Origin of the sequence: Barnesiella sp. (assembly GCF_022723415.1) — a bacterium.
In the GTDB taxonomy this organism is placed as follows: Bacteria; Bacteroidota; Bacteroidia; order Bacteroidales; family Barnesiellaceae; genus Barnesiella; species Barnesiella intestinihominis.
In genome coordinates, this window is the sequence record NZ_JAIJHU010000033.1 from 21265 (window position 1) to 38175 (window position 16911).

The 16911-nt window shown below is 42.7% G+C and carries 13 protein-coding genes and 1 tRNA gene; 11 read left to right on the forward strand and 3 right to left on the reverse strand.

Annotated elements, in window-relative coordinates:
- The first annotated feature begins 121 nt into the window (after positions 1 to 121).
- The 5 genes from QVD32_RS08035 to QVD32_RS08055 all read left to right on the forward strand — a co-directional run bounded on the left by QVD32_RS08035 (position 122) and on the right by QVD32_RS08055 (position 6760).
- Complete coding sequence (locus tag QVD32_RS08035) at positions 122 to 568, forward strand: hypothetical protein (protein ID WP_008861149.1); 447 nt, start codon at positions 122 to 124, stop codon at positions 566 to 568.
- 105 nt (positions 569 to 673) lie between these two features.
- Positions 674 to 2407, forward strand: a complete 1734-nt coding sequence (gene lysS / locus QVD32_RS08040; RefSeq protein WP_021891921.1) for a lysine--tRNA ligase — start codon at positions 674 to 676, stop codon at positions 2405 to 2407.
- 6 nt (positions 2408 to 2413) lie between these two features.
- A complete protein-coding gene (locus tag QVD32_RS08045; protein WP_008861151.1) occupies positions 2414 to 3412 on the forward strand; it encodes an NAD(P)H-dependent glycerol-3-phosphate dehydrogenase in 999 nt (332 codons plus the stop codon).
- A 21-nt stretch (positions 3413 to 3433) separates the two neighbouring features.
- A complete protein-coding gene (locus QVD32_RS08050; protein ID WP_021891922.1) occupies positions 3434 to 4777 on the forward strand; it encodes a glucose-6-phosphate isomerase in 1344 nt (447 codons plus the stop codon).
- 132 nt (positions 4778 to 4909) lie between these two features.
- Positions 4910 to 6760, forward strand: a complete 1851-nt coding sequence (locus QVD32_RS08055; RefSeq protein WP_021891923.1) for a hypothetical protein — start codon at positions 4910 to 4912, stop codon at positions 6758 to 6760.
- 204 nt (positions 6761 to 6964) lie between these two features.
- On the opposite strand, the gene QVD32_RS08060 is transcribed toward QVD32_RS08055, so the two are convergent.
- The 3 genes from QVD32_RS08060 to QVD32_RS08070 form a co-directional block, all read right to left on the reverse strand.
- Positions 6965 to 8332 (reverse strand): SusF/SusE family outer membrane protein, encoded by a 1368-nt coding sequence (locus QVD32_RS08060; RefSeq protein ID WP_008861154.1) that lies wholly within the window; start codon positions 8330 to 8332, stop codon positions 6965 to 6967.
- Between the two features lie 15 nt (positions 8333 to 8347).
- Positions 8348 to 10657, reverse strand: coding sequence for a glycoside hydrolase family 31 protein (locus QVD32_RS08065; RefSeq protein WP_195242108.1), 2310 nt, complete (start codon positions 10655 to 10657; stop codon positions 8348 to 8350).
- A gap of 201 nt (positions 10658 to 10858) precedes the next feature.
- Entirely contained in the window at positions 10859 to 11650 is a 792-nt protein-coding gene (locus QVD32_RS08070) for a hypothetical protein (protein ID WP_021891926.1), read from the reverse strand.
- 354 nt (positions 11651 to 12004) lie between these two features.
- Here QVD32_RS08070 and QVD32_RS08075 point away from each other — a divergent pair, with 354 nt between their 5' ends.
- From QVD32_RS08075 to QVD32_RS08100, 6 genes are all read left to right on the forward strand, one after another.
- On the forward strand, positions 12005 to 12742 hold the full coding sequence (locus tag QVD32_RS08075) for an inorganic diphosphatase (RefSeq protein WP_021891927.1): 738 nt from the start codon (positions 12005 to 12007) through the stop codon (positions 12740 to 12742).
- Between the two features lie 10 nt (positions 12743 to 12752).
- A complete protein-coding gene (aroB, locus tag QVD32_RS08080; protein ID WP_021891928.1) occupies positions 12753 to 13811 on the forward strand; it encodes a 3-dehydroquinate synthase in 1059 nt (352 codons plus the stop codon).
- A gap of 116 nt (positions 13812 to 13927) precedes the next feature.
- Positions 13928 to 14003, forward strand: a tRNA-Pro gene (locus QVD32_RS08085).
- 124 nt (positions 14004 to 14127) lie between these two features.
- Positions 14128 to 15312: a tyrosine-type recombinase/integrase gene (locus QVD32_RS08090; RefSeq protein WP_021891929.1), complete on the forward strand. Its 1185-nt coding sequence runs from the start codon at positions 14128 to 14130 to the stop codon at positions 15310 to 15312.
- Between the two features lie 33 nt (positions 15313 to 15345).
- Positions 15346 to 16215 carry a RhuM family protein gene (gene rhuM, locus QVD32_RS08095; RefSeq protein ID WP_021891930.1) on the forward strand — a complete coding sequence of 290 codons (870 nt, stop codon included), beginning with the start codon at positions 15346 to 15348 and terminating at the stop codon, positions 16213 to 16215.
- Positions 16212 to 16496, forward strand: coding sequence for a type II toxin-antitoxin system HicB family antitoxin (locus QVD32_RS08100; protein ID WP_021891931.1), 285 nt, complete (start codon positions 16212 to 16214; stop codon positions 16494 to 16496). The genes rhuM and QVD32_RS08100 overlap by 4 nt, the downstream gene beginning before the upstream one ends.
- Positions 16497 to 16911: the final 415 nt, after the last annotated feature.

The following is a 16911-nucleotide window of genomic DNA, read 5'->3' on the forward strand; positions in this document are numbered from 1 at the left end:
AAATAGTCACATATCGAAAAGAAAAGAAACTTTTATTTCTCATTTTTTATAAACAAGACATGTATTCCCCGCTTCCCGATACGAAATTTGCCGTCGAAACATTTGAATACAATTTTGAATTATGGACGAACGCAATCTCATCAACGGCTCGCTCGTGTCGTATCTCTCTTGGGCCGCCGATTTTATCTCACCCATACGTTGGTTTCTATTAGCTGCATTCGCATTGGTTTTGGCCGACTTGAAATTCGGTATCGAAGCAGCACGGCATAGGGGCGAAACCATACGCAAAAGCAGGGCGATACGCCGAAGCGCAAACAAAATCATCGACTATCTTTGCTGGATACTGGTCGCCACGAGTTTTGGCGAAGCGTTCGGCACACCGTTCGGGATTCCCATATTACCGGCACTCGTGCTGTTAGTGGTGTATGGCTGTGAAATCAATTCGTGTTTCAACAATTACTTCGAAGCCCGGGGAAGCAAACTGCGAATCAATATCTTCAAATGGTTAAAAAACAAGTCCGATATTATGGTCCCCTCCGACGATGAAAACGATACCACGAAAACATAAACTTTACATCGGGATAACAGTCGCTCGATAACAATAATTTACGCCAAACATAGCCGGATTAGCTCAAAGTTTTGTATTTTTGCGAAAATTTACAAACATATACCTATGAATATTCTCGACCTAAGCGAACAAGAGATCATTCGTCGTAACAGTCTCGACGAAATGCGCAAATTGGGCATAGAACCCTACCCTGCTGCCGAATATCCTGTAAACGCCTATTCTCAGGAAATAAAAAATAATTTCGTCGATGGTGCGGAAACTCCTCGTCAGGTAGCCATAGCCGGACGTATTATGAGTCGGCGTATCATGGGTAAAGCCTCATTCATCGAGTTGAAAGACTCGGAGGGCCGTATCCAAGTTTATATTTCGCGTGACGACCTCTGCCCGGGAGAAGATAAAGAATTATACAATACCGTATTCAAAAAGCTGCTCGACATCGGCGATTTCATCGGTATTCGCGGATTTGTATTCCGCACCCAAATGGGAGAGATAACGGTCCACGCACAAGAGCTGACAGTACTCGCCAAATCGATACGCCCCCTTCCCATCGTAAAGATGAAAGACGGGGTAGCCTACGACGCTTTCGAAGACCCCGAGCTCCGTTATCGTCAACGCTATGTAGACTTGGTGGTAAACGAAGGAGTAAAAGATATATTCATCAAACGGAACAAAGTGTACACCTCCATGCGGGAATATTTCAACTCTCGTGGATATCTGGAAGTCGAAACACCCATTCTGCAATCGATACCCGGAGGTGCGGCCGCCCGTCCGTTCATCACCCACCACAATGCACTCGACATACCTCTATATTTGCGTATCGCCGATGAATTATATTTGAAACGGCTGATTGTCGGAGGCTTCGAAGGAGTGTACGAATTTTCCAAAAACTTCCGCAACGAAGGCATGGACAGAACGCACAATCCGGAATTTACCTGTATGGAAATCTATGTCTCCTACAAGGACTACAACTGGATGATGGATTTCACCGAAAAAATGTTAGAAAAAATCTGTCTCGACGTAAACGGTACTACCGAAGTCAAAGTCGGTGAAAACACGATCAATTTCAAAACTCCGTTCAAGCGTATCACTATGCTCGACGCCATCAAGGAACACACGGGTATCGACATCAGCGGCATGGACGAAGCACAATTGCGCGAAGTTTGCAAAAAAATCGGGGTCGAGGTCGACGAAACAATGGGCAAAGGAAAAATCATCGACGAAATATTCGGCGAGAAATGCGAAGGCCATTACACACAGCCCACCTTTATCACCGATTATCCCATCGAGATGTCGCCGCTTACCAAACGTCATCGGAATAACCCCGAACTGACCGAACGTTTCGAGCTAATGGTAAACGGGAAAGAACTCTGTAATGCCTACTCCGAGTTGAACGACCCCATCGACCAACGGTTGCGTTTCGAAGAACAACTCCGCCTCTCCGAAAAAGGAGACGACGAAGCCATGTTCATCGACAATGACTTTATCCGGGCTCTCGAATACGGTATGCCTCCCACATCGGGTATGGGAATAGGTATGGACCGGCTCGTCATGCTCATGACCGGACAAACCACCATACAAGAAGTTCTCCTCTTCCCGCAAATGCGCCCCGAGAAAGTTCAAAAACGAGATAACGAAGCGGCCTATACCACCATAAACATTCCTGCCGAATGGGTCGCACCCATTCAAAAAGCAGGATACCTCACCGTAGCCGACGTAGCAGAAGCCAATCCGAACAAAATGCATCAAGAAATCTGTGGCATTAACAAAAAATACAAGCTCGAACTGGCTAACCCCACGATCGACGATGTAAAAGAATGGGTAGAAAACGCAAAACGATAATCGACCATGCCTATACCCGGTAAAATAGCGATCATGGGAGGTGGCAGTTGGGCGACAGCTTTGGCAAAGCTGGCGCTTAATAATGCCGATAATATCCTATGGTACATGCGTCGAGACGACCGTATCGCCGATTTCAAACAAACAGGTCACAATCCTGTATATCTGTCCGATGTCACATTCGACACATCTCGAATACATTTCAGCTCCGACATCAACGAAATCGCCGATGCGGCCGACACGTTACTCTTGGTGACTCCATCGCCCTACATGAAGTCCCATTTAAAGAAACTGTCGGCCGACATCAGTAAAAAATTTGTCGTGACAGCGATAAAAGGAATCGTTCCCGACGAAAATATGATTGTCACCGAATACCTACAAAATTTCTATCACGTGCCGGAATCCCACTTGGCCGTAATCGGGGGGCCATGCCATGCCGAGGAAGTAGCGCTCGAACGGCTCTCCTATCTCACCATCGGGTGTAACGATCTGCAAAAAGCGAGAAGTTTCGCCGACATATTGGCGAGCCCCAAGCTGAAAACCATTATCTCCTCCGATGTAAAAGGCATTGAATATTCTGCCGTATTAAAAAACGTCTATGCCATAGCCGCCGGGATTTGTCATGGTATGAAGAGCGGAGATAATTTTCAAGCTATGCTCGTATCCAACGCCTTGAACGAAATGGATCGTTTTTTACAAGCAGTCTCCCCATGTCGGGACAGAAACATCAGCGATTCGGTATATTTGGGAGACCTTTTGGTTACCGCCTATTCCCGGTTCAGCCGCAATCACAATTTCGGATCCATGATAGGACGTGGCTACTCCGTCAGTGCCGCAAAAATGGAAATGGAGATGATTGCCGAAGGATATTTCGGTACGAAGTGTATTTACGAAATAAACGAACGATACAAGGTGAACATGCCCATACTGCAATGTGTTTATGATATACTCTACAAAAAAGTATTGCCCCGGCACGCCATTGAAAGTATATATGATACATTTCTGTAATACAACTAATATAGTGAAACTATGAAATCAATCGAATTGAACATTGAAAAAGCATTAGGCACTGTATCCAAAAGCGATGTATTCGCATTGGAAGACAAAGCGAAAAGCGGCATGGAAATGCTGCACAAAGGTACGGGTAAAGGAAATGACTTTTTAGGGTGGCTGCATCTACCCTCCGAAATAACAGAAGCCCATTTAGCAGACCTCGAAACTGCTGCAAAACAATTGAAAGACCGTTGCGAAATAGTAGTAGTCATTGGTATCGGAGGTAGCTACCTCGGGGCCAAAGCTGTTATCGAGGCTCTATCCGACTCATTCGAATTTCTTCGCTCGGAACATAAAAATCCGCTCGTACTGTTTGCCGGACACAACATCGGCGAAGACTATTTGTTTGAACTGCAAACCCTCCTGAAAAATAAATCTTTTGGCATCGTCGTCATTTCAAAATCGGGAACGACGACAGAACCCGCCATTGCTTTCCGATTGTTGAAAGAACAGCTCGAAGCACAAGTAGGAAAAGACGAAGCCAAACATCGTATCATCGCCATAACCGATGCAAAAAAAGGTGCATTGCGTAAACTGGCCGACACCGAAGGATACAAAACTTTTGTCATTGCCGACAACGTAGGAGGCCGTTTCTCGGTACTCACTCCCGTAGGACTATTGCCTATTGCCATAGCCGGATTCGACATCAGAACGCTGGTTTCCGGAGCGGTAGCTATGGAAAAAGCGTGTGGAGAAGATATTCCTTTCGAGAAAAACCCCGCAGCTATTTATGCTGCCACCCGAAATGCTTTATATCAAAGCGGGAAGAAAATAGAAATCCTCGTCAACTTCAATCCTAAATTACACTTCTTCGCAGAATGGTGGAAACAACTCTACGGAGAAAGCGAAGGAAAAGAAAACCTCGGAATCTATCCGGCATCAGTCGACTTCACGACCGATTTACATTCGATGGGACAATGGATTCAGGAAGGTGAAAGAACCATCTTCGAAACCGTTCTTTCGGTTACCAAAATGAAACATACGGTAAATATCCCTTCCGACAAGGATAATCTGGACGGGCTAAATTTCCTGTCAGGAAAGAGAGTGGACGAAGTAAACAAAATGGCCGAACTTGGGACTCAAATAGCTCACGTAGACGGCGGAGTCCCCAACCTTAAAATAGAAATACCCGAATTATCGGAACTCTATTTGGGACAACTGATTTACTTCTTCGAAAAAGCCTGCGGCATTAGCGGTTATATTTTGGGTGTAAACCCGTTTAACCAACCGGGAGTCGAAGCATACAAACGCAATATGTTCGCTTTGCTCAATAAACCCGGTTACGAAGAAGAAAGTAAAGCCATACAAGCTCGTATCTAATTAAACATAACGTAAATGTAGGAACAGCCTGCCGAAAAATTCGGCAGGCTGTTCTTTTAAAATATCTTATCAAATAAATTTTTCTATATATTTTTAATATCTTTACTCCCTATAAAACATAACCCTTAGATCATGAGAAGATTAGCTACTCTTATTTTATCGTTATGGGGAATTGCACTCTCCCATGCCGCTCTTGAAGTCCCCAAAGCTCTACCCGCAACCGATATTACTGAAAATTCCTTTACCGCAAACTGGCAATCTGTATCTCAGGCTTCGGCTTACAATTTGAATGTTTTTGCCTATAAAATGGAAGATTGCGGGACAGAAGCAGTAAAAGTCACAGAAAGTTTTGAGGGATTAGTGCCTCGTTCTTCTGGGTCAAAACAAAATAAATACATAGACTCTAACCTATCCGTATTCCCCGAAAATTGGAAAATCGACGTGAATACCGGCTCTATTCGCCAATTATATACGACCAATGTCGCCGGAGATACCACATCTGTTTATTCGGGAAAAATAGCTCTTGCATTCGATGCCACAGGCGATTCGATTGTTACCCCTGTATTACCGGCCCCCGCCTCGAAATTTTCGTTTTGGATAAAAAACGCCAATGCCACCGGAACAGTCGCAGTTTACGGATTTGACGGCTTTCAATGGCACTCTCTTGGTGAAGCCTCAACAATCAGTTATCGAAGTGGGGGAATAGCCGATTTTTCCGCCAATATCCCGGTGGGGTGTATTCAGTTCAAAATGATTTATACCGATGAAAATCCAGATCTAAACAGTCCCACGGCTATTGACGAAATAAGTTATACTTATGGCGGTATCGTAAAAACACGGGATTATCTTGTCGAAAACAAACGAATCACAGAAACGTCAGCTCCCGTAACCGGACTCAAAGACAATACCGATTATTTTTACACGGTAAAAAGCACCAACGACTCTGAAACTTCTTTGGAATCAAATATGATTGATGTATTCGGATATGCAGGTTCCCTTTCCAAACCCGTACTCAAAGAATTCACCGATATTCAAGGGGGGCAATATACAGCCAACTGGAACACAGTCATCGGGTCCAACGGATATGTCGTTTACAATGTTTATACCCACATTGCCCAAAGAGATGAAACAAAAACCATTCTCCACGAAAATTTCGATGCTTTTACGGGAGGCACGATCGATCTTCCAGCAGAAGACGACGGTACAACGAATTACGACGAATATACAACTGTCCCTGACTGGTCTGTTAATTTCGGGTGCTGGACGGAAGGCATGCTCAGTGGTATCAATATTCAGACCCCCGTCATCAGCACAACCAATACAAATGGTTGTACAATCAACGTACGAGTATATGGAGCCAAAGGAGACAAAATTGACTTTAACAACTACTACTCACAAGGTACTCCCGAGAAAATAACCAAATTTCTCACACAAGAAGGCTATAATAATTTGACAATAGACTTTAAGCATAGCAGTGAACAAATGTATATCGAATTATATTTCAGGCAACTCGATCCTATCAAAGAAATCTATCTCGACGAATTCACAATGACTCAAACTCTTTCAAAGGGAGACCGGTTTAGCTATAATTACGATTATACCCTCGTCGAAGGCCGCAGGACGAACAGTTATACTTTTACAGATCTACCCAAAGCATGGGGTGACCAATTTGCATTTCGCATGAGCGCCTATGCAGTAGTGGGCGACAATCTTTACCAATCTCAATGGACAGAACTGACAGAAGTTCCCATTCCCTCGAATATAGACAATACCCATCGAGAAAACCAAGAGATCAAGGTTATTTCCTATCCCGGTAACACAATTATACGACTTCTTGTACCCCAAGAAATTATCATCAGCGACCTACAAGGTCGAATCGTAGCCCAAGTTCAAGGTGTTGAGGGAGATAACTCCATCTCATTGAAGCAAGGGATTTATTTGTTGCGATGTGGTAACCATTGTCAAAAATTTATCTGTCGATAACGAAGAAACGAGCAAAACGAAAATCGGATTCAACATTTAGTCGATATAATTAAAACGTTCACATTTAAAATAAAACGAGATTACCTCCAAAAGATAATCTCGTTTTATTTTTATTTCAACAGCCCGATTACTTTAAAATCCCGATAGCGGAACACAGGCTCGTGTCGATTAACTATTATAACAAATTCCAATCTAAGTCCAGATTCAATCAACAAAAACTTTGAACTCGGCAACTTGCGTACCATCTTCACGGTGAAGGACTACGATATAATAACCACGAGAGAGGCTAATGTCCGTACCACCTATAAAAACATCTTCCGAGACGAGACACCCATCAAGGGCAAATACACGAACCTGCAACTGTAAATTGTTTTTACTTCGCAAGAAAAGCGTATTATCCGAACTATAATAGATCAACTCGCCAGATGTTTTAATCGATTCAACGCCACTGCCTTCCGTTTCTTCATTATCCACCCTCAATTTCATTCGGTTAAGGTCGAGCGTCAGAATACAATGATTTGTCTTGGGAAGCACAAACTTATAGTCATTTCCCTCCTCAAACGAATTATACTCATAAATAACATCATGTTCCTCGCCAAAACGAATAGGTTCATCTTTTGTCCTAGCCACATAACAACGTTCCCAAGTTCCTCTTCTACGAAGGAATTTGAAATCGCCGGCCTCTACATCTCCTTCCCAACGATATACACCCTCTGCGATCGGGGTCATCACCATAGGATGGGCATTATCCCAACCACAAGGCATAGCCGCTCCAACAGCAAAAACCGAAAGAGGAAATGGATTCTCTACCAAATCCGGTTCAAACTTTTCGACGGTAAGTGTAAGATTGAGTAAATCGACTTTCAATTCATAATATCCATCTCCACTTCGGTCAGCCGGAATAGTCCACTTATTATCCTCTCCATTCAAACGCATTTTCAAAGGTTGTCCCACCTTTCCCGAAATAGAAAAATCTCCACTCGATGCAGGGTGATATTTATCGTCCCAGCTCAATCGTTTCAAAAACATGAAACTACCGCACTCGTCACCCTCATCGTTATAGCGCATGACACCCTTATAATAGAAAATATAAGGATATGTCCGATCCACTTCTAAGGCTTTGGCATCCTGAAACTTCCAAAATTGAATCTCTCGATTAAACGGGCCTCCTATGATATACAAGTTTTTAGGCAATTCGAGCCGTTCAGCCTTCAAACTTTTTGCATTACCATCGACTGTAAGGGTCAATCTATATACATCGGTCTCGCTCGCATACCGGATACACAACCCTCGCTCGTCTTCACCGGCCTCTCGCAAAGGTATAGAATCGCCCAAAGGATTATTACTACCACATTCATGGACATACTCCGTTATACCATCGGTCAATTTAAACAAAACTTCCGGCAAGCCACCCACGTAAACAAACTCCTTTCCATCGTCTCCCACCGGAGAAAGCACGACGGGAATCTTTAATTCAGCCGTATCTCCAACAAGCCGCCAATCTGCTCTCGCAGTTAGAACAAATCCAAACAAGAGAAGTAAAACGGCCATATTCTTGCAAAATCTTTTCATATTTTTCTCTTTTTATTATTCAATGATTACGGTTATAGCTGAACTGCATGCTCTTTTCGGTACGGAAATCACGATCTTTTTACTCTCGGCATCATACTCATAGACAGCATGCGTTCCATCGGAAAAAGTGACCTTTGTCGGAGCCTCGTTCCGAGCCAAAAATTCAAGACGATAAGCCCGTTCTTCCGGCATATCGTCGAATGATCCGGTACGAGGATAAATAGTACAAGAGGTTCTTCCGTCCTCGGTATTTTGCGTAATTCTTGTAAATGTACAAGCTGTTTGATAATCAGCGTTGTTTCCGGCATCCTCATAATAATTAAATTCGCCTCTGGCTCCGGGTGTAAACTGCAAAGTGAGTGTTTCAGGCCGTTTTTTCAGGTGCATCATACGAGGATAAAGCGGAATGATAGCACCCTCGCGATAATAATAAGGAATCTGTTCACGAGTGAACGAACGAGTAACGACCGAACCACCATCGATTAACTCACCCGTCATCACTTCATACCACTTGCCCTCAGGTAGCCAAATATCTTTTTCACTGACATTCGTTCCTTTATCCGACGAAGTGACGGGGGCTACGAGTATATCGTTTCCAAACATATACTGTCCCTCATAACGGTAAGCCTCATCTGCTTCGGGATAATCATAATACATAGGACGACACATGCCCACTCCCGTATCGTACGACCAACGTGCCATCGTATAAATATAAGGTATCAAAGCATAACGCAAATAAATGGCATCACGCATCTGCTCAAAATTAGCATATTTCCAAATGCGACGTTCGATATGGCCGGCAGCCGTAGCATGTGTACGCAATATAGGAGAGAAGACCCCGTATTGAATCCACCGCAAATACAACTCGGCATCGTTGGCTCCCTCCTGATTATGACCTCCTATATCATGACTCCAATAACCATAACCGACATTAGATGCGGTAGCTGTAAAATAGGGCTGAAAAGCCAACGAAGAAAAAGTCGCTTCCGAGTCTCCCGAAAAACCGATAGGATAACGATGATTACCCAACCCACCCCAACGATGAAAGATAAACGGCCGATTTTTTGCCTGCAATTTTTTATCGTTGAAAAACACATGATTCAACCAAAAAGTATTACCTAAATTCGGTTCATTCTGCGCAATCATCCACTGTTGCCAATCGACCCACCAAAAATCGACACCGATATTTTCATGAGGCCGTAAAATATGTTCGAAAAAGGCCTCGTAGAAATCCTTGTTTTCGATATTCCAACGAATGGTACCGTCTTCGTTAGTCAGACTATCGGCCTTTATATCAGAATAACGTCCGGCCAAATCGGCATACAAAGCATCATAATTATCCTCTTTGGGGAAAACACCATCGGCCGGATGCAAATTAAGTGTCGTATTCAAATTTTGTTCATCGTGCAACCAAGAGATAAAACCGGCAGGATCGGGGAAAAGAGCTTTATTCCAACTCCAACCGGTCCACTCGGTTCCATCGGTAGAACCGGTCTTGCCATTACGATGCCAATCCATATCTATAACGAGTACATCCATAGGAATATCACGCGAACGTATTTCATTTACAATATCGCGCATATCTTGCTCGGTATAACGTTGAAACTTAGAGTACCAATATCCAAATACATAAAGCGGAGGCAACGGAATCTTACCGGCTATCTTGGTGAAATCGCCAAGAGCCTTTTTATAATCATGCCCATAACCCATGAAATACATATCAAGAGCGGCGGTATCCTTACGTTGAGCGACCCAATCCATACCCCCATTCGTATCTCTCTCGAACATAAGACTCAGACTACCGTCTTTGCGAGGTTCTCGTTCATCGATCACAGCCCAACCAACACGAGAAAGTAACCCATTCTCCAACCATTCACGCACATCGCCCTCTGCTCTATCCAAAGTTCTAGTCGTTCCTTTCAGATTATACGGGTCTTGTTTCCCAGGATACCACACCTCTTCGACCCCGTTCACATCGAGTGTAATTTGTAAATTAGGATTACAACGATCATTACTTACCGGATATGTACCCAGTTTATAACGCAGTTCCAGTTTATCGGTTGTAAGATAAAGATATCCGTCACGTTCCTCTTGGGTAAAATTCGGAACCGGAAGATGGCGATTAATGACTACAAAGGACGCGCGATCCTCAAACTGCAATTTCGCACTATATTCTATACGAATCATTTCGGGAGTCAACACCGTAAAGCGCATGTTACCCGACTTCACAATAGCCTTTTCATCGGCCATCGAATTATCCTGCGCCCCGACAGTACACGCAATGAAAAGTCCCAAAATACTTAGGAGTACATGTTTTTTAATCATAAATACATAAATTTTTAATAGAAAGATTAAAGTCGTTCTACCATTATGACACAAAAAATACACATACCCCCTACATACCTGAAAAATTTTTGCTTTTACATGTTTTGTTATACAATATCGATAATATTTTGAATCGAATAAAAAAGGAAAGGGCTACAAAATGTAGCCCTTTCCTTTTTTATTTTTTAACCATTCTATTTATTATTCCGCTTCATACTCTATGGCGTCGCTTTCTGTATCATCGTCTTCCAACGCCTGAGCATCCGTTAAGATTGTTTTCACAAAGGTTGGTTTCTCATTAAACAAAACGATAGCAGATTGATTCCCGTCCGGAGTAATAAACTCTACCTGAGCGGCAACTCCCAAAACCTCAGTCGTATCACGACCGACATAGCGAGCGATTAAATCATACGATTGTATATAATCGTCTACATTCGTGGCGACAAATTGATCATAAGCCGATTTGGCGGCCTCATACTCTCGAATATACGAAAAGTCCCTATCCTTGTCAAATTTCACATAGGCTTCATGATCTTTGGGCAAACGCTCCATAGCCTGTTTATATCCTTCTATTTTCGAAGCATAATTACGGTCATTCCCATGTGAACGCATAGCCTCTTTCAATTTTCGTTCATAATCGACACGACGAGCAAACTGGCTGTTCTCATCGAGTTTATAATTATGTTCTGCTACCTCCATCTCATATTTCAAACGTTGTTCGGTAGAAACGTAGCTATCGATAGCCTCTTGACGACCGGCTCGAAGACTATCGGCAACGGTCACTTCATGGAGAATTTCTACTTGAATCGAATCGACTTTCTCTGCGGATAAGTTTTCATCGGCCGATAGAACCCACGTTCCAGACTTCAACTCCGATTTCACATATTCTTTAAATGCACCGACATAATCCCCATCGGCTACTCCACCCCCACAGGCACATAAAACAGCACCCATTGCACACACCGGAATCCACTTACATAATAGTCTCTTCATATCCCTATAACTTTATTTCATTTCAAAAAACAGAAAAAATAAAAACAAATCTTGATAATATCGAAATACAATCCATTTCCATATTTGCAACAAAAATAGTACAAGCCCAACGCAGAAACAAGTTCGATTAGTAATGCCGAAACTCGACCTATTCTCGTATCTATTGCAAAAATAATGGATTATCACAGAATACAAACATTTATGCCTTAATTTTACATCTTGTTAAATTTTTAACAAACCAGAAATAAACCCAATATCCAATCTCAAACAAAATAAAAGTCTTTCAACACCACTTCTTTGGCTAATTATCTCAAAAGCCCTACTTTTGTAGAATAAAACAAGAAACACGACATTTTGGAAAATATCGCTATTAAAAACTATCTTTTACAGCACAACGTGCCTTGCATTACTCCTAAGGCCGCGCTTATCGATATGGACGGAGTTCTCTACGACTCGATGAAAAATCATGTCGAAGCTTGGTATCGTACACTCACCCCTATGGGATTCAAATGTTCCAAAGATGAATTTTATCTATACGAAGGACGAACAGGAGCCAGTACAATTAAATACTTGTTCGACAAACATTTCGGGAAACAGGTGTCCGATGACGAGTGTGCCGAGATTTATAAAATCAAGGAAAAACATTTCAACGCGTTGGAAAAAATCGTCCCCATGCCGGGAGCCGACCTCATGCTGCAACGAATCATCGGTAACGGCATACGCCCTGTACTGGTCACAGGTTCGGGACAAGGTTCTCTCTTAGATCGGCTAGACCACGATTATCCCGGTGTATTCGAACAGCAATATAAGGTGACGGCATACGACGTAAAGATTGGGAAGCCGAGTCCCGAGCCCTATTTAATGGGACTTTCCAAAGCCGGAGTCAAAGCGAACGAAGCGATTGTCATCGAAAATGCACCCCTAGGGGTAGTCTCCGGTACGGCAGCACAAATATTTACCATAGCAGTCAACACAGGCCCCATTCCGGCACAGACGCTCATCGAAGCCGGAGCCGATATGGTTTTCCCGTCCATGCCCGATTTCGCCAATCATGTCGACGAACTTATACACACGCTAAAAATCACCCGTTAATATCATCTGTATGGAGTCGCAAAAAATCATATTCACCGCCACACCCGGCGAAACCCTTAAAAATATGCTCGAAAACTTTTCTTTCGATACCCTTTTTATACTCTGCGACACACATACCCAAAAATTCGCCCTACCCGAAATATCGAAAAACATATCCACACAAGCCCAATATATTACGATCGAAGCCGGCGACACCCATAAAACACTCCAAACACTCGTTCACGTATGGAACGAACTGAGCCACAAGGGAGCCAGCAGAAAATCGCTTCTTATCAACTTGGGAGGAGGTATGGTCACCGACTTGGGAGGTTTCGCCGCAGCCTGTTTCAAAAGAGGAATCCGTTTCATCAATATCCCCACAACCCTATTAGGAGCAGTAGATGCCGCCGTAGGAGGAAAAACAGGAATAAATTTCAACGGATTGAAAAATGAAATAGGAGCCTTTCGCCCGGCCGATACGGTCATCGTCTCTACACAATTCTTTCAGACACTGCCACAGAACGAATTATTGTCGGGATACGCCGAAATGCTGAAACACGGACTTATCGACAATCCGGCCACCTACCGTTCATTGCTCGATTTCGACTTGTCCATGCCCGATTGGGAAAAACTTCTGCCACTGCTCAAAGAATCGATACAAGTCAAAGAACGTATCGTCGCCGAAGATCCCTTTGAAAAAGGAATACGCAAAGCCTTGAATTTAGGTCATACTATCGGCCATGCATTCGAGAGCCTTTCACACAAGCGGGAAACACCCATACCTCACGGATTCGCCGTGGCTTGGGGACTCATATGCGAATTACTACTCTCCCACCGTTATCTGAAATTTCCGTCCGAAACAATCTCCGAATTGGCAGCATACATCTATCGCCATTACAGAGCATTTCCCATTACCTGTAAGGACTACGAAACACTCTACGAGTTGATGACCCACGACAAAAAAAACGAAGCCGGATACATCAACTTCACATTATTACAAACCATCGGCAAACCGGTCATCGACTGTCACGTCGATAAGGAAGAAATATTCGTAGCATTCGACCTATACCGCGACCTATTTAAATTATAACCCCTACCGACTCTCTTGCAAGCAATTAGGAAATTTCGAAGAAAAACAGGAGTAAAAAAGTTGTTCAAAATTTTGTCAGTATAGAAAATACCACTACTTTTGCACTACCAATTCAGCGGGGTGTAGCTCAGCCCGGTTTAGAGTACGCGTCTGGGGGGCGTGTGGTCGCAAGTTCGAATCTTGTCACCCCGACTGATTTTAACCTAACTTATTGTAATTCAATAAGTTAGGTTTGGTCGTTTAAATACGACCGGGAGAAATACGGGAGATGTTTAATTCAAGGGGAGATTTGAAAAATAATCTCTTCTTAAAAAAAATGTCTGTTCAAAAAAATTTTCTGACTTCGGAGGTAATTTCTTATACGCCTCCAAAACTTTATACCGGGAAAAAAGGTAATGACTGGTATATCGGATTCAAAGCGTTCGATCCTTTGGCCGGAGCGCTACGGCTAAAAAGAATCAAGTTAAATCACATCGAAAAGATTTCAGAGCGGCGCAAGTATGCCGCCGACCTGATTACCCGTCTACATAACCAGCTCCGAATCGGTTGGAATCCGTGGATAAGCCAAAACGGAAATAGTAAAGGTTTATCCTTGTTTTCCGACGTTTGCAATAGATACCGGAGCTACATCGACAGGCTTTTTTCCGACGGGATCATTCGGCAAGATACCTATATAGGTTATGTTTCGTATTTACGAAACTTTCTCAAATACAATGATTCGCAAAAGCCTCCGATCACTTACATTTATCAACTTTCAAAATCTTATATCTCCGAGTTCCTCGACCACATCTATATAGAACGTGAAAACAGCCCGCAAACTCGGAATAATTATCTGACATGGTTACGAGTATTTTCGGGGTGGCTGTTAAAACATGGATATACAGAACACAAGCTAACCGACGGTATCGATAATATTTCCAAACGGAGTATCAAAAAAGAACGGAAACTTATAGAAGAAAACGATCTTATCCGCCTACTCGACTATTTGAATACCCATAACCGGCATTATCTGTTAGGTTGCTATCTTTTATTTTATTGTTTCGTCCGGCCGAAAGAAATAAGTTTGATAAAGATAAATGACTTCTCGGTTAAGTGCGGAACCCTCCGCCTACATGCCGATAATTCCAAAAACAGGAAAGATGCCGTTATCACGTTGCCGAATAAGGTGCTTAAACTATTAGTCGACCTAAATGTGTTTTCTTTTCCGGGCAATTATTATCTATTCTCAAACGGTTTTATCCCCGGTAAAGATTTCCGAGATAGTAAACAGTTCCGGGACTATTGGATTCGCTTTGTCCGAAAAGCTCTCGATTTCCCGGCATCATACAAATTCTACTCCTTGAAAGATACCGGGGTGACATCGATGTTACGGGCGCGAATCGATAACATATCGGTCCGTGATCAAGCCCGGCATTCCTCTATTCTCATCACGGATATATATACGCCGCACGACATCGAGCAGGCCAATCCCATTATTCAGAAGTTCGACACTGTTTTTTAATTATTTATGTACATTTGCAAAAACTATTCAGATATGGAACAAAAGAGTGAAATCGTATTATACCAACCGGAAGGGGCTATAAGTCTGGAAGTCCGTTTAGAAAATGAGACCGTATGGCTGACACAACAACAGATATCCGAACTGTTCGGAACAGGGAGGCAAGCGATAACCAAACATCTAAAAAATATCTTTGCCAGTAATGAGTTAGACGAAAATTCAGTATGTTCCATTTTGGAACTAACTGCCGCAGATGGAAAAAACTATAAAACAAAAGTCTATAACTTAGACGCTATTCTATCGGTAGGCTATCGGGTAAACTCAAAAAACGCTACACTTTTCAGACGTTGGGCAAATTCTGTTCTAAAAGATTATATGTTGAAAGGTTATTCCTTAAACCATCGGTTTGAAAGATTGGAAGACAAAATCGATACCCGTTTCCAAAGATATGACTCCGAAATACAAAGGCTCAGCAACCAAGTAGATTTTTTCGTCCGCCATTCCTTACCGCCGATAGAGGGAATATTTTTTGCCGGCCAGATATTCGACGCCTACAAATTCGTTTGCGATCTTGTCAAGTCAGCCCGAAAAAGTATCGTCCTTTTCGACAACTATATAGATGAATCTGTCTTGACTTTATTCGGGAAACGAGAAAAATCGGTGTCGGTGGTGATCTATACGGATAAGATCACTCCGCAATTAGAGCTCGACATCAAGCGATTCAACGCCCAATATTCGCCTGTAAAGGTCAAGTTATACACAAAGGCTCACGATCGGTTCCTAATCATCGATGGGGAAATCTACCATATAGGCGCTTCGCTGAAAGACTTGGGAAAGAAACTTTTCGCCTTCTCGAAAATATCGGCTATTCCGCCCGAAATCATATATAAACAAATCGACTCGTGAACGTTATGCGACCTCGTACCGATAAAATAGAAATCTCCGGTAATCTGCTTACAGGGGTATTCCACATCTACATCTTCAAACAAGATAATGCCTATATCGCCTATTGTCCTTCCATCGATTTAGCCGTCTCCGGGAACAGCATACAAAATGCGGAAGAGTCCTTACAAGAATCCATGTCGATACATCTCGATTATCAGATAAAGAATAAAGTACTCTTGAAGGACTTGAAAAAGCACAAATGGAAAGTCCGATATCTTATTAAAAACAAGAAAAGCCGGTGATTGACCGGCTTTTTCATTTTTATACTTCGGTAGTTACGTTAAATACATTCTTGTTACCCGACCGACTTTAATCCAATCAAAGTTAGAAATTCAATACAACAAGGGAAATTTATCACCAACAAAAAATAATTGCTAATAATTATTTCGATTATTCCCGATAATTAGTATTATAATAACAAAGCCAAACAAACATCTAATTATCAATATTTTACAAGAACCACAAATCTTATTTCCATTTATTTTTCAGGGTTACCTGAAATAGCGAATATACCGCCAGCGCAATGATGGATTTCCATCATTTCTCCGTTTTCATCGTCGGTCGTCACCTGCTTATAGTGACGCCAGACAAGACCACAGGGTGGAAAGGAGAACAAGATGGCGACAGAGCAACTGCGGTGGGGCGTGAGCCCCCTGT